At 38.8% G+C, this 22990-nt stretch carries 19 protein-coding genes; 10 read left to right on the top strand and 9 right to left on the bottom strand.

The window, feature by feature from the left end; all coding sequences use genetic code 11:
- Window positions 1–101: 101 nt before the first annotated feature.
- Together FAX86_RS14640 and FAX86_RS14635 are read right to left on the bottom strand one after the other, a co-directional pair.
- Window positions 102–533 (bottom strand): hypothetical protein, encoded by a 432-nt coding sequence (locus FAX86_RS14640; RefSeq protein ID WP_144394209.1) that lies wholly within the window; start codon window positions 531–533, stop codon window positions 102–104.
- Complete coding sequence (locus FAX86_RS14635) at window positions 526–2052, bottom strand: FAD-binding protein (RefSeq protein ID WP_144394208.1); 1527 nt, start codon at window positions 2050–2052, stop codon at window positions 526–528. Before FAX86_RS14635 ends, FAX86_RS14640 begins: the two co-directional genes overlap by 8 nt.
- A gap of 192 nt (window positions 2053–2244) precedes the next feature.
- On the opposite strand from FAX86_RS14635, the gene FAX86_RS14630 reads away from it, so the two are divergent.
- Complete coding sequence (locus FAX86_RS14630) at window positions 2245–2988, top strand: helix-turn-helix domain-containing protein (RefSeq protein WP_144394207.1); 744 nt, start codon at window positions 2245–2247, stop codon at window positions 2986–2988.
- A gap of 258 nt (window positions 2989–3246) precedes the next feature.
- Window positions 3247–3858 carry a MarC family protein gene (locus FAX86_RS14625; RefSeq protein WP_144394206.1) on the top strand — a complete coding sequence of 204 codons (612 nt, stop codon included), beginning with the start codon at window positions 3247–3249 and terminating at the stop codon, window positions 3856–3858.
- Between the two features lies 1 nt (window position 3859).
- Here FAX86_RS14625 and FAX86_RS14620 read toward each other — a convergent pair whose 3' ends face one another.
- Entirely contained in the window at window positions 3860–4681 is an 822-nt protein-coding gene (locus FAX86_RS14620; RefSeq protein ID WP_144394205.1) for a CPBP family intramembrane glutamic endopeptidase, read from the bottom strand.
- A gap of 346 nt (window positions 4682–5027) precedes the next feature.
- On the opposite strand from FAX86_RS14620, the gene FAX86_RS14615 reads away from it, so the two are divergent.
- The 3 genes from FAX86_RS14615 (at window position 5028) to FAX86_RS14605 (ending at window position 7524) form a co-directional block, all read left to right on the top strand.
- Entirely contained in the window at window positions 5028–5594 is a 567-nt protein-coding gene (locus FAX86_RS14615) for an outer membrane beta-barrel protein (protein ID WP_144394204.1), read from the top strand.
- A 192-nt stretch (window positions 5595–5786) separates the two neighbouring features.
- The gene (locus FAX86_RS14610) at window positions 5787–6521 is read left to right on the top strand and encodes a hypothetical protein (protein ID WP_144394203.1); all 735 of its coding nucleotides are present in this window, start codon (window positions 5787–5789) and stop codon (window positions 6519–6521) included.
- 4 nt (window positions 6522–6525) lie between these two features.
- Window positions 6526–7524 (top strand): hypothetical protein, encoded by a 999-nt coding sequence (locus FAX86_RS14605; protein ID WP_144394202.1) that lies wholly within the window; start codon window positions 6526–6528, stop codon window positions 7522–7524.
- A gap of 75 nt (window positions 7525–7599) precedes the next feature.
- Here FAX86_RS14605 and FAX86_RS14600 read toward each other — a convergent pair whose 3' ends face one another.
- From FAX86_RS14600 to FAX86_RS14590, 3 genes are all read right to left on the bottom strand, one after another.
- A complete protein-coding gene (locus FAX86_RS14600; protein WP_144394201.1) occupies window positions 7600–8877 on the bottom strand; it encodes a receptor L domain-containing protein in 1278 nt (425 codons plus the stop codon).
- Between the two features lie 385 nt (window positions 8878–9262).
- A complete protein-coding gene (locus tag FAX86_RS14595) occupies window positions 9263–11008 on the bottom strand; it encodes a C1 family peptidase (protein WP_144394200.1) in 1746 nt (581 codons plus the stop codon).
- A 401-nt stretch (window positions 11009–11409) separates the two neighbouring features.
- Window positions 11410–12036, bottom strand: a complete 627-nt coding sequence (locus tag FAX86_RS14590; RefSeq protein ID WP_144394199.1) for a hypothetical protein — start codon at window positions 12034–12036, stop codon at window positions 11410–11412.
- A gap of 136 nt (window positions 12037–12172) precedes the next feature.
- Here FAX86_RS14590 and FAX86_RS14585 point away from each other — a divergent pair, with 136 nt between their 5' ends.
- The 5 genes from FAX86_RS14585 to FAX86_RS14565 all read left to right on the top strand — a co-directional run bounded on the left by FAX86_RS14585 (window position 12173) and on the right by FAX86_RS14565 (window position 17755).
- On the top strand, window positions 12173–12742 hold the full coding sequence (locus tag FAX86_RS14585; protein ID WP_144394198.1) for a hypothetical protein: 570 nt from the start codon (window positions 12173–12175) through the stop codon (window positions 12740–12742).
- Between the two features lie 302 nt (window positions 12743–13044).
- Complete coding sequence (locus tag FAX86_RS14580; RefSeq protein WP_205859215.1) at window positions 13045–14022, top strand: hypothetical protein; 978 nt, start codon at window positions 13045–13047, stop codon at window positions 14020–14022.
- Between the two features lie 225 nt (window positions 14023–14247).
- On the top strand, window positions 14248–15147 hold the full coding sequence (locus tag FAX86_RS14575) for an ADP-ribosylglycohydrolase family protein (RefSeq protein ID WP_144394197.1): 900 nt from the start codon (window positions 14248–14250) through the stop codon (window positions 15145–15147).
- 64 nt (window positions 15148–15211) lie between these two features.
- Window positions 15212–15799 carry a hypothetical protein gene (locus tag FAX86_RS14570; RefSeq protein ID WP_144394196.1) on the top strand — a complete coding sequence of 196 codons (588 nt, stop codon included), beginning with the start codon at window positions 15212–15214 and terminating at the stop codon, window positions 15797–15799.
- 147 nt (window positions 15800–15946) lie between these two features.
- On the top strand, window positions 15947–17755 hold the full coding sequence (locus tag FAX86_RS14565; protein ID WP_144394195.1) for a protein kinase domain-containing protein: 1809 nt from the start codon (window positions 15947–15949) through the stop codon (window positions 17753–17755).
- Between the two features lie 13 nt (window positions 17756–17768).
- On the opposite strand, the gene FAX86_RS14560 is transcribed toward FAX86_RS14565, so the two are convergent.
- From FAX86_RS14560 to FAX86_RS14550, 3 genes are all read right to left on the bottom strand, one after another.
- Window positions 17769–21539, bottom strand: coding sequence for a transporter substrate-binding domain-containing protein (locus FAX86_RS14560; RefSeq protein ID WP_144394194.1), 3771 nt, complete (start codon window positions 21537–21539; stop codon window positions 17769–17771).
- A 358-nt stretch (window positions 21540–21897) separates the two neighbouring features.
- On the bottom strand, window positions 21898–22275 hold the full coding sequence (locus tag FAX86_RS14555) for a hypothetical protein (protein ID WP_144394193.1): 378 nt from the start codon (window positions 22273–22275) through the stop codon (window positions 21898–21900).
- A 38-nt stretch (window positions 22276–22313) separates the two neighbouring features.
- The gene (locus FAX86_RS14550) at window positions 22314–22796 is read right to left on the bottom strand and encodes a hypothetical protein (RefSeq protein WP_144394192.1); all 483 of its coding nucleotides are present in this window, start codon (window positions 22794–22796) and stop codon (window positions 22314–22316) included.
- Between the last annotated feature and the right edge of the window lie 194 nt (window positions 22797–22990).

The following is a 22990-nucleotide window of genomic DNA, read 5'->3' as shown; positions in this document are numbered from 1 at the left end:
ACAGTAAACAACTCGGTTGAAATAAGCAACCACCACAGCTTTAAGACGACGTAAAAAGCGATTCGTACATTAAAGCTGAGTGGGCAAGTCATGCTTGAAGTCTATTTTTGAAGTTTTTCCAGATCAACACTGAGTAGCCATAGATATCCTGCAAGTAACCAATGAAAACTGATAGGTATGATATTGATGTACCAAACTTGCTCGGTAAAGAGCGTAAAGTGCAGAATTAATCTTAAAGTCATGACCGTTAAATACACACCACAGAACCTTTTTAGCCATACACGTTTCTTATTGGATTGGATGTAGAAATAGCCTGCTTTCCGAAAATAATCGACATTGATCACAGCCATTAACATAAGAATTAAAATTTGTGCACCCAATAGATACTGATATTCAAGATAACCAGAAAACCAATAGGGTAGAGCTGGGAGCCAGTCCGGCTCCATATAGGTCACTAAAAACTGGCCATAGACACGACAGAAGAATAATGAGGTTATTGTCCATAATAAAGTGACCCGAAACAAGTTAGTCATACTCTGCTCCTTTCGATACTTTCAGTATTTCTGATGCAAACATAGTTTTGTAATGGTTATACCAATCGCTTTGGAATCGCTCTTTCGGATCCCATCGTAATTTATCAGCTAGAAAGTTCGGCATTTGCGGATAACACTTGGTTACCTGATTTTTATCGGCAAAGCGATGATAAGTCAGAAAGTAGTTACCCTGATGCTCGATGGCATTATCAATGAGCGTTTTCAATACAACTTTACTTTTCTCAATACCCTCTGCGTTATGATCGGTGTGTACATTAAAAATGATACATGCGAAGTCCTCTTTGGCCCAAGCGAGCGATGATTCATCATCCTGTTTTATGAAGCGGACGGTTCCGTAAACAATATCGGCCGATAATTCACGCAGCTTCTCTTTACAGTTTTCCATAAATGAAATGAGTTGATCTTTGGGGACATAAAGCTCTGTGATCATTTCGCTTCCGGGACAACAAGAGTCCATTTGTTTATCCAGCGCGGTGTGATAATCATCAAGATAGATACTGAGTTGATGAGTGTCTGACCAATAGAGTTGATTGTTTGATTTTAAATAGAATTCTTTAAATTGTTCGAAGGCTTTCGTTTTTTGATGATGCGCCAAACCAAGCAGTTGCATCCATCGTTTCTTGGATAATCGCAATTGCTTTTTGGGAATGGGCGTTTCGTTTCTGACGGGGAGATAACATGAACAAATGCCTACTGTTAGAAAGTCGTCCGACTCAGGATCAATGGCAAACTGAAAGTCGCCATACAAAGCTCCTTCGCGAATTCTTTGATTAATGAAGTCAGGTAGTTGATTGAGGTTTAATGCCTCGACAATGCGTTTTACTTTCTGACGTTGTTGCAATTGTATTGTGACTTCAGCAACGACGCCAAACAAACCATAACCACCAATCACGCGTTTAAACAGGGCGTAGTTTTCATCGCGACTGCAGCGCACTAAGTTTCCATTGGCATTCACCAGCGTGAGTTCGACTACATCTTGAATAAAGGGTTTCATAGCAAGTCCTCGGCCATGGATATTAGCTGCGATAGCACCGCCAATAGTAAGGCGATCAGCACCCGTTTGTTTTTGCGCTATTCCCCATTTTATTCCGTCGTTATGTTGCAGAACATGATAACGGCGTATCAATTCGGGCCATTGAATACCGGCCTGAACTTTAATTTGGCCTGATGAGTGATCGAATTCTATAACCTGATTGTATTCTGTCATATCCAGTAGCCACTCATCGTTGGCAAACTGTTGACCACCCATCGCATGACGACCGCCGGCGACAGCGATGATTCGCTGGTGTTTGTTCGCTAATTGAACGGTACGAACAATGTCCTCAGTCGACTTGATTTTAATGACTTTTCGCACAGCGGTTGCATTGAGTTTCGAATGAACATCATTCACATTTTCATAGTTTGTGTTGGCCAGTTCTTGGTGATCTTGTCGCTCAACGATGCCTATTATTTCGACTTGATGATCTTGTCGTTCAATACTTTTATTCACAGTGTTCACAGCTTTCTCCTGGTTACTGCGCGGCTGGTTGTCCGCTCATGTCTGGGTTTATTGTGTCTGCCGCTGACTTTGTGCTAAGTGATAGAGAAGATTCAGCAACGGATTTACAGAATAGATGGGCTAAGTTATTATTTCGATACCTATTGAAAGCGTATTGAAATACAATACCTAACCCTTTGCGGGACAATACCGATGACACAAACCGAAGAAATACTCGATGCATTAAAGAAGCAAATTCGATCTCGTGGTTTAACTTATTTAGATGTCGCCAGGGCATTAGATATCAGCGAAGCCAGTGTGAAACGATTGTTTTCTGAACAAAGCTTTTCTTTAAAACGGATAGAAGCGATTTGTGACTTTTTGGGAATCGCTATTTTTGATTTAACCAAGCAAACTCGGCTGGCAGAAGAGGCGCAAACTAGCGTGTTGAGTGTTGATCAAGAACAGGCTTTAGCCGAAAACCCATTGCTATTTCTTTACTTTTATTTGTTAAATAATGGTTGGACAGCAAAGCGTATCGAGCGCAAATATCAGGTTGAATCGACGAAAAGCACACAGTTATTAGCCAAGTTAGATAGGTTGAAATTGGTAGAGCTTTTACCTAGAAACAAGGTTCGTTGTTTAACCGCACGATACATTGCCTGGCGGCCAAACGGCCCTATTCGAAAACGCTATGAGTCTCAGGCCATTACGGAATTTGTTTCTAACCTGTTTAAAAGCAGTGATGATCATTACAGTTTTCAATTTGGTGAATTATCTACCGCCTCAATGGCGTTGTTAAAACGAAAACTGACGAAAGTAGAGAAAGAATTCAACGATTTGATTGATGTCGATCTACACTTGCCGCCCGAAGAAAAAGAAAGTGTTGGTTTATTTCTAGCATCTCGCCGCTGGGTGTTCTCCGTAGTTGAGCTTCTGCGAGCCGATGGCTTGTAAAATATTGGTCGATAGCCGCTATTTGATTCAAATAAACAATACCAGGAGAATAATGGGACGCTTGGGAAAAATGAAAGAATGCCATTTCGATTGAAATTCGGAGTGATATCCTAACAATGAAGCGATAAAGCGAAATTATGATTAGATGACTTAATAAGTCATTGCTGCAAGATTCAGTGAGAGTCGGTAAAAATTAGTTGATATTCATTAAAACTGTTATACAGTTTCCTAAAGTGTGCGTAAGAAGAGCGTTTAGGCATGAACGAAGTTTTGAAATCAGCGGCATTATTGATGGTACTTCTCAATCCTTTTTTGCTGATTGTTTACTTGATCGATATTGTCGAAAAACTGAAGCGACGAAATTTTAATGCCGTAATCATTAGAGCGAGCTTGATTGCGTCAGGTGTGTTTTGTGTTTTTTCTATTTTAGGCGACGCTGTTTTTGTCCGCTATATGCAAGTAGAGTTCGCTTCTTTTCAAATATTTGGCGGAGTCGTATTCCTTTTAATTGGTCTTCAGTTTGTATTTAAAGGCCCAACAGCTGTTGAGATACTTCAAGGTGAATCGAAGCACTTAGCCGGCGCTGTCGCCATGCCGGTCTTTATCGGACCTGGAACGATTAGTGCGAGCGTCATTATTGGCAAAAAGCACGAGCCATTAACTGCTTGCTTTATTGTTATTTCTATGGTGTTTTTATGCGCCGTCATTTTAGCGTTATTGAAGTATATTCATGATATTGTCAAACCTCGTAATGAATCTCTGGTTGAACGCTATATTGAGATTGCTGGTCGAGTCACGGCATTGGTTGTTGGCACCATTGCGGTTGATATGATAATGCGAGGTATTGGCTCTTGGTTAACTAAGTTTTAACTCAACAATTAATGTTTTTTCTGTTCTGGCGACAATAAGCTTCAATTAGAATAATAGCCAAGATTAGAATAATACCTTGTATGATTAAGCCGAGTGCTCTTTCATCGATAATGGGTAACCCATCAATTTGAATAAACTCATACAGTCCAGGTGTGTATTTTTGTTTCATGTTAAACAATGCTTGCATCCAGTTTAATGCAAAATGAAACAGAGTAGGCAGGGCTAATCCTTTTGAATACAGAGCGAATAACGCGAATATCAATCCCCAAACGGCGGGACCAATTAACGACTCTATAACTAATCCATGATACAAGCCAAAGGCCAGGGCAGTTAAGTAAACTGATGTACGAACGCCAAATTGTTGTTTCAATTTAAACAGTAAGTATCCACGAAAAGCCACTTCTTCCATAAACGCAAGCATCAGTAAAATGGGAATCGAGGTTAATAAGAAACTAACAAGCGACGCTGATGAAAGGGCGACAAAGTCGAGATTGCTGAACGTTAATAGTAAGATAAAAATGAGCAACATTGTCAAAATACCGGTACTCAATCCAATGATTGAGTGTTTTATAATATCCTTACGCCAATGTAGGCCGTATTCAGACAGGGAGGCTTTTTCTGCCTTCATCAAAAAGGTTGTGACTGCTATAACTCCAAGTGAAACAAGAAGGCCACGCACCAGGAAATGCCAAGGGCCAGCAAAAATAGGTAGATTGATGGCAATTGCAAAGATGACAAACACACTCGCTGAAAAGGTCAAAACTTGAGCGTTCAAATTTTTATTCAAAACTCTAAGTCGTGATGAGTGGTCATTAGAAATCATTTTATTGCTTAGTTATTGTTATTTGATAGTCATTTAGTCTATATCTAAGGATTTTATTACAATAAATAATTTAATTGATGGTTAACAAAGTAATGCGGCTTTGAATTACGGTGTTTTAAGTTGAGTCTGTGTATGTTTTTATGTATATACAAGCTAAGTCTTAAAATCGAGTTCTTAGAGTTAGCGTCAATAGCTCACAAGCTGAATTTAACCTTAATGATTTAAAGTTAATATTCACCGTCTTTTCAGATTGTGTCGATATAATAAGCTAGTTAATAATTCCGTTTATTGATGGCTTATTTCACTTGAGTGTTACTTATAAATTTAGGTTAGGGAGATTGGGGTTATGAAGGCTATTGCGTTATCTTTGGCTCTGGCGGCCAGCTTTTCAGGCATGGTGACTGCCGGAGATCAGGGGATGTTTCTTAAATTTGGCTTTGGCGGAGCCCAAATTAATGTAAAAGAAGAGTTTTCTTTGATTGACCAACAAGAAGACGAAGAAAATTCAGCAAAACTTGGATTTGCAATAGGCTATTATCCAACTGAAAATTTAGATGTGTCTCTTGGATTTAATCATTATTCGGACCTTCATTGGTTGGATTTCATCGATGCATTTGATGATTATGATCTTGATGAAACTGTTGTAACTCTTGCTTATAATTTCGAAATGGGTAAGTTTTCTATCAAGCCTAGTGTTGGATACTCTTTTTGGAAATTTCAAGCCGATGAGGGAATATTTGCAAATCCTGGTGATGAAGAGACTTTCCGCTCAAGTGGTTCTGACATGTTTGCCGGTATTGCGCTTCAATTCAACTTCACACACAGATTAGGGTTGGAGTTGGCTTACAGCACTGGTAATTACGACTTTGGAAAAGTTGAATCTACAGATTTAAGTCTGATTTTTTCTCTATAATACTTGATCTAGACATTGTTGAATCTATTTAGACTGTCCTCAGAATATGGACAAAAGAGTATTTCTATCCATATTCTGAGATTAAAAGCACCTTCCTTTTTATCCCAGCTAGACATTAATATTCACCAGTATTAGGATGTTCTTTGATGCAACTTGTAGGGTATTGAGTTGTAAAATTAACAAAGGACTAGAGTGAGACTCGTTAAGACTATTATGCGAGATTTCTTCAAAAACTTAATCGAATACAAACGTTCAACTGCTTTCAAGTCGTTCGCTACTGTTCTCATTGCTTTTCTCATATTGTTGGCAACCTCTAATAAATCGCTGTACGAAAAGCTGTTTTCGAGTTGGTTTGAGAGCTGTCGGATTGTTATTGATACTGATTTTAGAACTGAAACAATAAATAACAATAAGAAAGTCTCATCGGCATTTGTGCAATTGTTTGCTTTTGGTGATGTCCCGCCAGTAGTCACACTACAATTTGAGAGTGTTGTACCGATGACCAGTGTAGAAATGCAGCATCCCGCTGAAAACAATTATCTATTGCACCGCCATGTTACACAATTTTGTCCCCATGCAAAAACGGAGTCGGAGTACTGTAAAACCATTGAGCAAGAGACTCAGTTATACCCGCAAATTAAATGGCAGCTCAGTAACTTTAGCTCAAATATAAGTGCCGTATTTAAGGTTGATTTTCAACTGCAAGAAAAGCCACTCAATACTGAGACCTTTAAAACCTACCTGGTTAATTCAAAAGAATTATCAGTTTGCCGGGTTGAACAAGCGAATTACCTAAACTTTTGGGTTTGGTGGCCAACGTGGTTATCGGTTTTGGTGCTATTAATCATCATGACCATTATTTATTGGCTAATTTTGATTTTAAAAAAAAACACAGAGAATCATAGTGCTGAGTCCAAGTTGGAATAAATACATGTTTATGGGTACAACCCGAAAGATGTTATTGAATACACAATGGGTCATTATAGGCGTAGCAATATTATCATTACCGATAATGTCTACTGATATCGCTCCAGAATCGGCTGTAACTCAAGTCGATGTTAGAACCGTTCATATCGATCCATTTAATCCAGAAAGTAAGCATCCATTAAGAGGTGTATCGTTACAGGTAACTAAAACACAAAATGGAAAAGTTACCGATATTGTTTGCACTAGGTCGGGTGACTTTTCAATGGTCTCTGAATGCCAACTGGTTCTAGAGAGCTGCGAGCCGACAGAAACTACCAATAAAAAATACATATTGGAGCTGGATAACGAGGTGAATGGTTATCAGTTGAACGATAATGAATTGCTGCTCGAAGTAAAGCAATGCAGCTTTGTTCCGCCACGAGAATATGAGTATGTATATCAACATCGCCAAATTTCAGTTTACCGAAAGTCATATAATCAGCTAAAAAGGCACTGGAGAGTGAATGATGATTGGCAATTTGGAATTGATCTACAGACGGATTCCGATGCAAAAAAGATAACGCAGTTCAACTCTTATGCGAGTGAGCAAGCGTCTAAGAGCTTGATTGATTTTTCGAGTGATATTAACAATATGATTGACCTGTACGTTAATATTGCGAAGTCCTACCCTCAAGGGAGTGAAGAGTACAAAATGTATCAAGCTAAAGCGAAGTCATTCGAGCGTTATTCTGCACTGGCTGCCAATCATTACTTGGCTCGATTGGAAAAAAAAGTATCTCCAAATTCTTCGGATACGCTGGTAAAGGTTACACCATCATTGACAGATTATCTAAATAACACGCAAACACTCAGTGATAAATATTCCGATATTATTAATAGTTGTGACGGATGTGATCAACTAAAACTAAAAGATGATATCGATACGATTGTTACCGTAAAGTCGCTGGATAGTAAAACGTTAAATGCCATGCGCGAAATTTCTACAGCGATAAAAGAAAATTAATCTGACTTATCCGTTTAATAAAATATCGTTGCTCTGGTGAGCAACGATATAAAGTAGAGCAGTAAACGTCTAGATTTATTCGCAGTCGTGATTTTTTTCTATTTTTATATCACTGTCTTGATATTGTTCGAAAAATTCCTGACTAACACATAGTGATTTATTTTTACGGATTTCCATTGAGTCAAAACCTTGAACTTGGAGCGCATCAATATTAATCAATGAGTCGTTGTCTTCAATCACAATGTCGTCGCTGATTTCTACTAGGTTTTCTAAGCCGTCTAAGGATTCCAGATCCTTATTATCGACAATTGAAAAGTCATTTTCGATAAATTCTAATCCAGATAAACCGCTCAGGCTTGTTAGATCGTTGTTGTCTTCAATTAGGATATCTTTAGCGATACGTAGATTTTCAAGGCCCTCTAAACTCTCGAGGTCATCATTATCTTTGATGATTAAACTTTCTTCTAGTTCTTCAGTACCGCCGAAAACATCAATATTTTCAAGAGAGCTATTATTTTCGATTTCTATGGTACGTGTAATTTCAATACCATCGATAGCTGAAATATCGGAAAGATCTCGATTGTTTCTTAAAATTAAATCTTGCAGTTCTGATATCTCTAATCCATCAAGATCTCTAAGTCTTCTCATGTCTTCGATGATGACTTCTGTTACAGATTCGAGCTCTTCCAATCCATCTAAGTCTCTCAGTCGGTCATTGTCGCGAATAATGAGTTCATCACCAATGGAGAATTCTGATTTATGATGCTTGCCTCGATAAAAGCTTTCCAAACTTTCGTTACCTGAAATTTCAACATCATCACCAATATCTTCGATACCAAAACCTTCAAAGTCCTCGAGACTTTCATTGTCCGTAATCAATAGGTCATTTCCAATTTCTTCAAGATGGTCGAGTCCTTCGAAGTTTTTTAAATCGTTATTGCTATCAATCACTAAATCTCCACCAATTTCCTCCAAATCGTCAAGGCCTTCAAAATTGGTAAGATAGTCGTTATCAGAGATTATTAGATCGTCTTCGATCGACTCCAGGTTATCGAGTCCTTCTAATGACTCAACTAGTAAATCTTTGATATAAACAGAACCTCGAACTTCTTTAATTGACGACAAATTGCTTAAGCTGGTTACCGATGAGTCGATTTCAAGATCTCCTTTTATAATAGTACAAGGACGGTCATTGTCTGAATCTCTTAAAACATCACCAAAGTAGGTCATATCTTTACAGTACGTTTTACTAGAGTGGCTACTCTCTAACGTATTTGATTTTGCGTCTCCTGAAAAAGCAGGAGCTGCTAAGCCAGAAACAGTGATCATTAAAATTAAGTTTTTTATTGTCATTTTTATTCTCTTTTTATGGTTGCCAAAAAGCAGCGCATATTCTCACTATATTTTAAAAAATTACAACACAAGATATTAAAGCGAGATATTAATCTCATGAGTGCAATATCATGTTGAAAAATTAATTTTTATCAATTCATTTTCGGAAAGTGAGCATTGAATAATCAGGTTGGGTAAAAAACGATCCGATAGAGTGTTTAAAGTATTGGTAAACGATGTATTATTACTGAGAACAAGTATTAATTATTGCAAAGACTGTGGTTCGAAAAATTGTATCAAAATAAGAAATATTTAATGTATAAGCTGGAAACTATCAGCAATATAAATAGACGACTCTATCATAATATTATTTTGATAGAGTCGTCCTAATTAATGAAAATTTCAATTATTGTTTAATCGCATGTGTGCCATAAACTCTTCCAGAGTTATAACTGTATCCACTGGCTAAGTTGTCATCCCAACTATGAAAGTAGAGAATTAATGATTTTGAAGTTCCTGAGAATCGAACGGTGAGTTTCCGATTGATGTTATTATCAATGGTTGTTGTTATCGATTTTCTTTCTCCGGCATGATTAATAAAGTAACCATATGCGCGCCAGGTGCCAGAACTTTGATAGACACTAGTAATGTATAAACGACCGCGCCAGCCATCTTCATTAACATTCCATTGTCCTTTCCATTTACGGGGTGTGTAGCTATTGCCATAACGTGCCGTAAAGTTTTTCTTGTTTAAATGTATGCCGTAGATTTTTCCATTTTCATAGGAATAACCCGAGGCGTAGCCCGCATCCCAAGAATACAAATTAACGTAGTAGGCTTTTGCTGTGGTTTGCGTAAAACTTGCATTTTCACTATTGGTAATCCAGAAACGAACACTTCGACCATTATTATAATAACTACCATTTACCGCAAATCGATCACCACGATGATTAATATAGTGACCTAGACGGGTGATGGCATTACCTGTGTCAGTTCCTCTTCGAATAATGAGCTTGCCTTTCCAACCATCGTGGTCCATATTCCACTCACCAATGAAGCGCGTTTTTATAGTTTGCGAACCGGGATTAGCAACAGCGGTAACAACCGATCCGGAACTGGCTTCGTTTTCAATTAAATCAAAATCAACTTTAATCAGACCCGATTCTCCCCAGGAATTTTTGACATAGTAATAATCGTTATTCGCATCGTAACCAACAATTAAAAATACATGCCATCCGCCATTAACGGTGGAGTCGTACTCGTAGATTCCGGTTGTTGAGTTTCTTTTCCATTTTAACGGAACATTTACTAAGACTTCGTTACCTGCCGCAATGAGCTTTCGCATTTTGTAAGTGTTGCGAATATCGGAACGGTTGATCAAATCAAAGCCTGTAATGCCATAACGTGATTGTTGCCGAGCATGTGTGGATATGTAGAGAGGAGAATATTCAAATGCATCCAGGTTTTGTTGTGTATTATTATCCAGTGATGGGTTCGAATTCCAGACCAGGGTACCAGCAGCTGGAATATTGGAAAGTACATTGTTCATTTGATTTTGGGTTAGATATCTTTGATACCGTTCTTCGGGAATTGCGAAGTTAACTGAGCGTGAAACTCCATTCGCATTGCCACCACCCCAAAATGAAGATTGGTTTTCATATTGTCGTCCATTGCTGTTAGACAGTCCTGAGGATTTATACACATGCCAGTAATATTGCTCAGATAAATCTAAAGACAATCCATGGTCGCGTTTATATCTTGCTTCAATCGCAGCGGTCATTGCAAAGATAGAGCAGGTATTCCGGTCGCGCTGGTTTCTGATTGGCGTTTGGTACTCATCCCATAGAACCTTTCGCGGAGGAATTAGACTTTCAATTTTTGGCGAAAGCAAAATATTAGATTTTGATAAGTCTTCATCTGTAGAAATTTCTTCAATGTTCGACAGCATCGACTCTGTATTCGATTGATTAATTTCCCGAATATCGACGACGATTTTCTTTCCTTGATCGTTAATGTAATTATATTGAAAATCTGCGTCTGCGGTATGTGCCTGATATGGTAGAGCAGCTGCGAGAAGAGTACTAATCAGTCCTTTTTTAAATCTTGATTTGTTCGTACTCAGCTTTTGCAAAAAGCTATTTTTAATTGTCATTGTTTTGCCTCATACATGATAAGTTGACTCGATTCTTTTAATGGCAAGGTATCTGAGCAATATTGCCGACGTTTGTTTTACCTTTGTGATTGACGGAAATATAGTGCAAGAGAGGACAATTTTTTGTGCAAGGTAGGACATAAAGTGCTGTCAATAAATTGTATTTTTACTCAGATCCTTTGTGTTTATAGGGTGATTGAGTTGAATCATTGTTAGGATTGTCAACTTGGTAAATATTACCGAATACTTTTAGAGTTTGATATTTGAGAAAAGCTAGACGCAAAAGTACACGCCCAGTAGCATATGCGTTACTGAAAATAGTTCGAAGTAGGGAACCTTGAGTTTTAACCAATGTTATGACTCTTAGTTCCCCAAATTATTGATTGATTTTTTACATCATCTTATTGAGGGTGAGGACCTCCACCATTCCAGCATCTTGGAACAGACGCGGTAAAGTAATTCCACGAGCCAGCATCGGAACCGCTTTTCGCTCTTACCCGTAATTGATACGAACGATTGGTATTACCCGGTTGTTTCGAATAATTCATGGCGGTGCCACTACCTGAATAAATGTTATTCCAGCGGGTTCCAGATTTTTCCTGAACTTGATAACTGGTTGCGGTATTTTTACGTTGCCATGTCAAGAAACCGTGTCGTGTGTAATAACGACAAGCGCCGTACTCGTAATTGACATAAGAGACATAAGGTTCGCGCGGAGTATGAGTACAAACCTCTTGAGTTCGGGTTTCTACGTGAGAGAATGGAACAGAAGCGTGACAACTCAACCATTCACCCGATTGATATTGATTAATTCTATAGAATGAAGTGTAGCTGACACTCACATATTCTGTCAGATAATTAGGGCGATTATTACTGTCATAGGCAGTACAAGAAGCCCAACCTGAATAAACATTTTGAGTGAACTCTTGAGTAGTACAGGTATAGTCTTGATCGTTGTGATGAGCTATCGCTAGTTGTGAAGCTAGTGAAACAGCCGTTAGGGTTAATAGCGAAATTCGTTTTCTCATTATATTATCCTTTTTAAACAAATGAAGAGATTAGAAGGTATCGCCAACTGAAAAGATGTTCAAGTAATAATCGATGAGTTATTAGTCATTGAGATTGATGATAAACTACGGCTTAAATAATTTAAGGGCGAATTAAATGACAATAAAAATCTGTTTAACGCTGGCCTTTCTAATTAACTTGACCGGTTGTGGAAAGGAACTTGTCTCGGATAGTGATAAGACGATTGCGGTATTACTTTTAAAACCCGCGCTGGTTCAACAAGATGATTTTTTAACGCGAGAAATGTTAGACAGTTTGGAAGAGGGAGAAGAACAATCTTTATATCGTATTAATGCTAATGAAATGCAAGTGAATACTTGGTGGGAAAGTATTGCACTTCCAAAGAAATTAAGGAAAAAATCGCAAGACATAATTCTTTCCGATAAAGCGACATTAAAACAATATAAACAGCCTGCAAAAAATATTATCAACCGATTGGATCAGTTTGAGGCATATCTGCCTAAAAGAAACATTAATTCTGCTGAGCTATTTATAAAATTGGAAGAATTGTGTTCCGCTATTGAATTGATTATGGATAATGAAAATCAAGCATTTGCCTCCATGCAGTTTATTATGACCATTGGAGAATTTCGTTGGTTTTCTCGATTTTTAAAAGAACACATTAGTTATCCGAATGGTGAAAAATTGAAACGTTGTAATGAATAATTGAAACATACATTTGATGCAATTTAATCGAATGTAATTATCCATTCGCTTGGCCATGACAAAGGCTGTAACTTTGATGGTGTACAATAAACAACCAGAGCAAGGGTTTTGTTTTCAATCTGTGACAAGCTTAATCAAATTGAAACAATCATAGCGACAACAAAGACTGACCATTAATTGATAACAATCGATGAGGGGCTGGTTGTAAAATAATCAATTTCGGTATTGCTAATTGATATATCTATCCAGAAGGGTCATAATTTCACCTGTATCAGTCTACTTTATATGCAATAAGGATTTTTATGAAAAACATTGCTGTTTTGATGCAGGTCGCGGGACTTATCTTAACGTTTTCTATCGGTTGGGCGGGTTTGTTTATTGGGCCTTTGCTTCTGATCGCCGGTGGTGTCATGTACCGGAGAGAAACAAAATTACAAGCTCTTGAGCAAAATACTCCAGACAATCACCAGCAAAATAACGAGAAGGCTATTGCAACGAATAAAAAGCCTGTTTGGCCCAAAGTTTTGGGCGGGATTGCCGTCGTCATCGGTTTGATATTCAGTGCTGTTTTTATTTTAACGGCCGACTTAACGAAAACCGCGAATGAATTTTTTCAGTCTGTGAAAAATAATGACATCGAAAAGGCTTACACTTTCCTCTCGGAAGATTTTAAAGCGCAAACCAGTAAAGCGGAGTTGATGACGTATTTAAAGAAGACTTCGTTAGATCAATTTGTTGACGCTAATTGGAGTAATCGTTCGAGAAATGGCAATCGGGGTTTATTAACGGGATCAATTACCACCGAATCTGGCGGCGTGGTTCCGGTATCTTTGAGTTTTGTTAAAAGTGCTGAGGCATGGAAAATTTTTGCGATTCAAATGCCAACATCGGGCATTAAAGACGAGTTGGTTACCGCTGTGATGCCTTCTGAGGATGAGCTTGTGCGACTAGCCAGTGAAACTATGGCAGTTTTTGCTGAATCTGTCTATGACAGTGATATGAGCAAGCTTTATAATTACACGTCTCAATTGTGGCAAAAGCAATCGTCACCCGACAAACTCGATGAAGGCTTTTCGAGTTTCTATGGAAAAAATATCGACTTAAGGGGACTTTCAAATATGAGTCCTCAGTTCACGAAAAAACCTCAGGTAAACTCAGAGGGCGTATTATTAGTGGAAGGACAATACCCGACGAAGCAAATAAACGTCTCTTTTGAGTTTAAGTATATTTTTGAAGGGATTCGTTGGAAGTTAATTGGCTTGAGCGTTAATTTAAATTAAGTTTTCGTTACTATGGAAGTTATTCAAGTGTATGTTCTCTGTGCATTGGTAATAAACTGTCAGGTGTTAAAAGCAGAACCGGAAAGTCTATTTGGGAGTGATAGAGAAAAGATCCAAGCTGTTTTCGATAATAACGCAGAGTATATTTATGCTCCCTAAAGTTTTTACTTATCCAATTCAGTTTATTCCTGGATCCGTATTAGAAGAGCAAGAAGAAAGTAAGTTATGACCGAAGATAAATTTAAAGGAGCTCTGGTTGGACTGGCCTGCGGAGATGCGGTGGGAACGACCGTTGAGTTTTCACCTCGAGGAAGCTTTAAACCTGTCACTGATTTGACAGGCGGAGGACCTTTTCATTTGAAACCGGGTCAATGGACAGACGATACGTCAATGGCATTATGTTTGGCGGAGAGTTTGCTCGAGAAATCGACTTTCGATGCTAGAGATCAAATGGCGCGTTATTTAAATTGGTGGCAATGGGGATATTTAAGTTCTACCGGTGTTTGTTTTGACATTGGAAATACCGTGAGAGATGCATTAAATAAATTTCAGCAAACTGGAGAACCCTATTGTGGTTCGACTGATCCAAACAGCGCGGGCAATGGTTCATTAATGCGATTGGCACCAATCGTTCTATATTCATTTCAAACACCCGATAAATTAGCTGATTTAGCGGCAAAGAGTTCTCGTACCACGCATGGTGCAGCAGAAGCGATTGAAAGCTGTCAATTATTAGCGTTTTTAATTTATCGTGCTCTGTCGGGATTGAATAAATCAGAGCTGATGAAAACAATTGATCATTCTTTTTATCAACCAAAAATAAAAAGATTAGTTTCCGGTGACTTTCTGAATAAGTCTTATGCCGGTCTCGTTGGTTCTGGCTACTGTGTCGATTCTTTAGAAGCGGCTTTGTGGTGCTTTTTTGAAACGAACACTTATGAAGAAGCCATTCTTGCAGCCGTCAATCTTGGTGATGATGCCGATACGACGGCTGCGATTACGGGGCAAATCGCAGGAGCCTATTATGGATTCAATCAAATACCAAAGCATTGGGTCGAACGTCTTTATATGGCTTCGGATATTTTGCAAATAAGTCGCAAGTTGTATCTAAAGTATGGAAAATAAATGACACTCTTAATAGCGAATCATTTTAGGGTGTAGTTTAGAGAAAATAGGGAATTAAATAATTATGATGTTTAATCAAAAAACGATGGGTATAAAAAGAAGGTTTAAGTTATTTAACGATCACTTCACCTATTACCAAGCTGACGAGTCAATTGGAACCACAAAAAAAATAAAATACTTATCATTGCCAGCGAGAGATGATTTTCATGAGATGCATGAAAAGAATATGCTGTTTTTCATTGGCGCTGTCTGTTTTTTACTCGTTGGTGGTATTCAATATACGGCAATGGAGATTTTAACGGGGTCTCCAAAATATTCTATGTTTTCTATCAGTTTGATCTTTGTAATATTGTACTTTAAGAAAAAAGCGAAATTTACTTTGTATCTAACCGATAGTGACGAAGTGAGTATCTTGAAGGACAAGCAGCATGACCAAATTATTGAAGCTTTGTATGCGAAGAAAAAACAGCTTCTTAAAGATTATTATGCATTTATCGATACAGAATCGGACTTAGAGTCTGAGATAGGGAAATTTAATTATTTAAAAAATGAAGAAGCGATAAGTCCTCAAGAGTACGATGATTTTGTTAGACAGGTTAAACAACTTTACACGACTGAAATGTCGCCAGAAAAAGAGCGAAATGTGCATTAGTCGATGTGAAGGAAGTATCAGAAGCTACTGATAGCTATTTATTTAATCGAGCATTTAGTTAAAATGGATGAGTTCGATTGAATTGTTACCTATACTTTTAAACGATCGATTGCTAAGAAAAAGGTAGTCCCAGTGAGAATGCTATAAATGATGATTAAACCCGATACACGACTAGGTAAGCTTCGCATTATTCGTCAGATAGGCAAAGGCGGAATGGCCGATGTTTATCTTGCTGAAGATACGGTATTGGGGCGTAACGTTGCGATTAAAGTATTACCACCCGAGATGGCGCGTGATAAGGACTGGTTGGCGCGGTTTAATCGTGAAGTTCGAGCGACAGCCAATCTTTTCCATCCTCATATTGTGACTGTTTACGACGTCGGTGAAGAGGACAATATTCACTTTTATCTCATGGAATACTTGCCCAATGGCGATTTGAAGCAACGCATTGATGAAGGGCTCTCCGTGGTCGAGTCGTTGCAATACTTGAAGCAGATAGCGAAAGCACTTAAGTATGCTCATAACAAAGGATTTATTCATCGAGATATTAAGCCAGAAAATATTTTGTTTGATGAAGATGGTAATGCCAAATTAACTGATTTGGGTATCGTTACGACGCTCAGTAGTGAGGCGACAATCTCTAATGCCCGTGAAAGTATTGGTACACCTCGATACATCAGTCCTGAGCAGGCGCAGGGCGATTCCTTAGATGAACGCAGTGATTTGTACAGTCTGGGCATTGTTTTTTATGAAATGCTATTGGGTGAGGTTCCTTACGACGCAGATAAGCCTATCGCTATTGCTTTGGCTCACATTAATGAACCCATACCTCAGCTACCAATGGAGTTGTCACCTTATCAAGATTTTATCGAAGTTTTGCTGGCAAAATCGAAAGAAGACCGATTTGCCTCGGCCGATGAGTTAATTGAGGCGATTGAATTATTAGAAGTAGACCAAGAATTCAAGCTAGAAGAATTTTATGAAAAACGAAGGGAGCAGCAAGCCGATGTTTTAAATTTCGGCGGTATTTCAGATACCGTTGAACCGAGTTCGAGATTATGGTTTTGGGGTATTGCGATAGTATTAGTTGGCGTCGTATCACTTGGATATTGGCAAAAAGACTTGGTTTCTGAAAATTTGAGCCGTAGCTATGATTGGGCAATGGCGCTAATTAATAGCAATACGGTCGATGGAGACCAGCCAAAAGGTGTTATTAAAATTGATTCAGAGCCTTCAGGTGCAACCGTATTTTTAAACGGTCAAGAAGTAGGGCAAACTCCCTATCTCGGTCAATCGATTCGTACTGGAGAACATCGCCTTAAATTAACACACCCTTTGTTTTCTGATGCGAGCGCGACAATCGAAGTTTTGGACAACAAAATTGTCAATAAGCAACTTAAGTTAGAAGTTGGCACCGGTTCGTTACTAATCGAGTCCGTTCCTTCGGGTGCCTGGATAGAGTTGGATGGAGAGCGGTTGCCCGAAACAACGCCTCATAAAATAGACAATCTTACGACTGGGGTTCATCATCTATTATTGGGCAAAGAATATCTAGGGCAAGAACTTGCGGTTGAGGTTCATCATGGGAAAGTACGCAGTATTAAGCCTCAGCTTGTCACCGGAAAAATGGCTTTTTATCCTCGAGATTGGATACCGATTAAAAACTTGTATAAGAAAGCCCAATCCTTGATTGATAAAAATCAGTTGAGTTCGCCGACAGGCAATAATGCTGAAGAAGCCTATTTAGCGATTCTTAAAGCGGATCCCAATCAAGTCAGTGCCGAGAAAAAACTGATTGAGCTTGGAAATATGCATTGGAAGCTAGCGCAAAGAGCGGCTAATCGCGGCGATCTTGCGACAACCGAAAAGCATCTTTCTCATAGTCGTCGTTTACTGAAAGATAAATATTCTTATCAATCAGCGAAAAAGTTGCTCGAAACCGCACGAAGAAAATAAATGACATCTACCTTTAGGCCGATTGGTCGATATTGAAAGATGAAAAATGGTCCTGTAAAAATTGTGTCATTTGTTCGTAAGGAAGGGGTTTGCTAAATAAATAGCCTTGCGCAATGTCACAATAGCGTTCAGCCAGTATCGACAGTTGAGAGTCTGTCTCAACACCTTCAGCAACGACGGACAAGTTTAAGCCGTGTGCCATTTCAATCGATGCGTAGACTAATTGTCGGTCAGTTTCGTTATCGGTAATGCCTTTGATAAATTCACGATCAATTTTAATGCGATCGAAAGGATATTTTCGTAAGTAGCTTAACGATGAATAGCCAGTTCCGAAGTCATCCATTGATAAATGAACACCTAAAGACTTCAGTTCGCTAATGGCTTTTTGGACAAAGTTATGACCTTTTAATAAAACACCTTCTGTAACTTCAAGTTCTAACGATGATAATTGAATGCCAATTTGCTCCATCGATTCGCGAATATTTCGGGATAAGTTAGGATCACGAAACTGTATCGGAGATAAGTTCACAGCCATTGTTAAGGATAAATCAAATTTGTTTTGCCATTCATTCAGCCTCTCAATAGCCGTTTTTAAAACGAATTCACCAATCGGTAATATATGACCATTATTTTCTGCAATTGGGATGAATTCATCGGGGGCCACAGAGCCCAGTTGAGGTGAATGCCATCGTAACAAAGCTTCAACACCAATAATTCGACGGCTTGCGATATCAACTTTGGGTTGATAGACCAGTGAAAACTCATTGCGCTCCAGAGCGCCTTGCATATTTTTTTCAATTTCAATGCGACGTTCGACTTCGCGATTCATCTCTTCGGTAAAATGAGAATAAGTACTGCGGCCTTGTCGTTTTGAATGATACATAGCCGCATCGGCATGACTGAGTAATGTTGAAGAGGATGTTCCGTCTTCAGGATAAGTCGCGATTCCGATGCTGGTTGACATTTTGATTTCTTGATTATCAATTTCAAATTTATTCTTAAAGTTGTCGATTAAACGATCGGCTAATAAGGTTGTTTGACTATCGTCATCATAGTCTCGAATAATAGCGATAAACTCATCTCCACCCATACGTCCAACGATATGATTCTCTCCTAATGACTTTTTCATTCGTTGAGACGCTTCAATTAATAGTTGATCTCCAGCATCGTGTCCCATGGTGTCGTTAATAATTTTAAAGTCATCTAAATCGAGAAAGAGTACGGCCAGTTTGTCACGAGATTCTACGGCTTTTTCTAATAAGTCATTAAGTTGTTTTAAGACATAAGCTCGATTAGGTAATTGCGTCAATGAGTCATAGTTTGCTTGATACGTTAATTGTTGGGTTCGTTCTTTCACTCGTTTATTCAGCGATAAGTTCCAAAATAGGAAGGAGACTAAAATTATGATGACAAGGCTACCAACTTGCCAAATGATGGTATAGTTAAACGGCTTTTCAACGTCGATAGCGATCCACTTATTGCGTATTTGATTGTGCTCTTCGCGCGTAATGGAGTTCAATGCTTTTTGAAGAATTGGAATGAACTCCGGCCAGTCGTCACGAACACCTATGGACAAATCAAAACGGTAAGGAACTTGCCCGGATATTTTAATGTTGGTAATTCCGTTCTGGCGAGCAACATAACTCATGGTCGCAATGTTACCTATATAAGCAAACACTTCGCCATTCGATACGGCCATCATTGCCGACAAGGAGTCTGTGTAGGGTATGATGTTAACTTCTGGGTGTCGATCTAACATTAAGTCATAAGATCCATAACCCTTTTCTATAGAAACTTTTTTACCAGCGAGTCCATCGATGCCCTCAACAAAGTCAATATTGTCGCGTGTTACAATAATCATTGGGTGAGAAATATAAGGTTGGGTAAAGATTGCATATTTTTGCCGCTGTTCGGTTTCCATAGCACAAGACAGTATATCGAGCTCTTTGTTAGCAACCATATCGGTAATTTCTTGCCAAGCACGCCGAGGTGAAACTTCAAATCGAATACCTAAACGCTGTTCGATAAGCGCCATATAATCGGCACCAATACCATGATAAGTGCCGTCTTTTTCTATGTACTCAAATGGTGGCCAAGAATAATCCGATGCTAAGCGAATGACTTTATGTTTGTCTAACCAGGCTTTTTCACTTTCTGTGAGTTTAAAGTTTTTTGATTGAACGCCCGATATGATTTTTTCGGTGTAAGGAACTGACCAATTTGAATAAAATGCCAAATATTCCTGGTAGCTTAATGACTCAAGTGCTTTGTCTAATATCGAAGCTAGAATGGGTTTGTCGATATGAACGCCATAGCGTTCATCAAGATCATTATCGACATAAACACTGGCAAAACCAAGATTGGTCAATCCAAGTAACGTCATAGCATGTTGCGCCATTCCTATATCTGCGATCGCAGCATCCGCCAGTCCCGCTGAGACGGCTTTTAAACTTTCTTGAATATTTTTTACATAATAGGGTGTAATGCTGGGATATTTGGCAATCACTTGACTTGATGTTGAGTAGCCTTCAATTAGAGCAATGGTTTTTCCTCGAAGATCGTCTGTGCTAGCAATATTTTCGCGGTCCTCTTTTTTGGTAACGATAAATCGTGAAAGGGATATATAGGGTTGGGTAAAATTGAAGTTATCTTCTCTATCCGGTGTTTTGACCAAGGTTGCGACCACATCAACTTTTCCTGCTATGGCATCTTGATATAAATTGAGCCATTGGCCTTCAGGATGAATATTGAGTTCAACGCCTATGCGATTTGCTAACTCAAAAGCAATATCGACAGCAACACCTTCAAAATTTCCTTGCTCGTTTTTAAAGCTGTAAGGAGGATAATTTTGATCGAATGCAATTTTAATGATTGGATTTTCTTTAATCCACTGTTGTTCCTGCTCAGTAAGTAGAACTTGTTTGTTGTTATCGTTGTTGCCCACCCAACGATTTTGGATCATTCGAACTTCTTCTTGCCGTATGTCGGCTAAAGCTCGGTCTAAAATTTTAACTAAGATAGGCTCGTCAGTGCGCACGCCAATACTCAATTGCGATCCTTCAGTATTGAGACGTCCATGAACTTTTAAATTGACCATGACTTCTTTGCCAATCCAATATAAGGCGGCACTTCGATTTCCAGCATACGCATCGGCTTGGCCACGAGAGACTGCATCTAGCGCAAGGGCCGTATTTTTATAAAGTTTTATTGTTGTCTCTGGAAAGGTTTCTTCAAAATAAGTCACATTGCCAAAACCGCGTTCTAAAGCGATTACTTTTCCTTTTAAATCTTGCTCATCGCGTAAGAAGGGGGCGTTTTTGGGCGCGACGATAACATGAGGTACTTGCAAATATGGTTTTGTAAACAGGAAGTAATGTTCACGCTCTGGCTTTCGATTGATATCTAAAATGGCGTCGAGTTGTTGAGTCTTCACTGCGTCAAATAATTCATTCCAGTTCCCCGATTCGATAACGAGCTTTCCATTGAGTCGTTTATTTAGAGCTGTAATGTAATCGGCGCCAATGCCTGTGGACTTACCGTATTGATCGACAAAATTAAACGGAGGCCAGGCTTTCATGGCGCCAATTCGAATCTGCTCTTTTTGGGCGAGCCATTGACTTTCCGTTTCGGTTAATTCGAAGGTTTGATTATCGGCAGCAAGCAAACAGGAAGTGTAGAGCAGGCAAGCAAATAGGATAACCCAAGAGTTAAAAACGCTTAGGATATGGCAAATAGATCTATTGCTATTACCGCAAAAGAGTGATTGTTTTGAAACTTCGACCACGAATACAACCTACCGTCGAATAAGCTACCCACAAATTGAATGGTTTTTAACCATATTCAAAGTTACAGTATAGGCTGTTTTGGCTTTTTTACTCGACTTATGCACATAAGTTCCTAATTTTTAGGAATAATCTCAATGTTCAATGGGTGCTAAAGAATCAAAGATACTTTTTGATGTTGCGATGAGAGAATCGTTTTTGAGTGAAAAGTTGCTAAATGTCGTTATATTCGGAATATATCCTCGAAAATCTGGGAGTCGAGACTTTTGTCGTAGTCATCGTTTAAAGGTGGTTAATGGCAATTATGTCATTGCCATTAACCACCGGGACATCAAAATTTATATACAATATAGAGTCGACCTAAGGTGCAGGGAGATAATTGGTTGAGTTCGTCAATTGCATTGCATAGCATTCTCCGGATGAATTCCATCGGAATAACAGTCGGCCATGGTCACTGAGTCCCTGCATCATGGCGGTAAAGTCAGCATTACTGGTAAAGCAGAATCCACTGTTTCCATCGAGATCTCTTGCAGAACACCAAACTTCATCATAACCACTTGAAGTTCCATTTGGTACGGCGTGTGACCGAGCGCAGGTGATGTGAGCCGATGTGGTATTATGCTGTAAAACGCCATAAGCGTAGCCTCTGCCATCGGAATATTTAACAACATTAACAGCTTGTGCCGCTGAACTTAGAGCCATAGCTGTAACAAGCGAAAGGCTAGTTAATTTATTCATGATGCTCTCCTTTTTCGGTGTAATAAAAGTCGTTGGTATTAACGACGGTTGAGTTCCCTTGCCAGTTTTTTAAGTAAGCTATCTCTTTGCGTTCGAGGAAGTGTTGAGGCTTCTTGAGATAGGAGCATAAAGTCTTCATTGGAAATAGAACCGAGACTAATAAAATGATCTATCTTGGCAGCAACCTGGCTGTAAGTATTGCTGTACTCCAACGGATCTTGCTGAGTTTTGGATTCTAATTCGTTAGTGCTTTCAATCGGATGAGATGTAAAGTATTTCTCCAACTGACGAGTCAGTTGTTTTAAGGTTTCTTCGCTGCATACTTGCCTAATCGTTACTGGGGGGAGCGTTTTTGTTGGATTTAAACCGTCGTTATCGACGCGAGTGTAACTCGCTTTTACGGGAGAGGTTAGCTCTCGAGTTAGTTGGTTAATTTTATTATCGAGATTGCTAATAAAGATCAGCAAACAAAATATAACAAGGGTTTGCAACAAGACTAACCACACAATGGATTTGTTCAAAATAGTCACTCCTTACGTTTGTGAGTGGTTCTTGCGATGTGATGAAAAACTTTTCCTATTTTTAACTGAGTTGTATTTAGAGACAAACGAGGACCGCTTATTTTGATGTCAGAATATTGGGCAATGGAGCGTGAGTTATTATCGAATTTTTACATACCAGTTTGTTTTTATCTCGCATGGAGAATTTGGCTTAA

It is taken from the genome of Pleionea sediminis, assembly GCF_007570825.1.
Classification (GTDB): domain Bacteria; phylum Pseudomonadota; class Gammaproteobacteria; order Enterobacterales; family Kangiellaceae; genus Pleionea; species Pleionea sediminis.
Note: the sequence above shows the minus strand (reverse complement) of the source record. Positions and strands in the feature narration are given on the sequence as shown.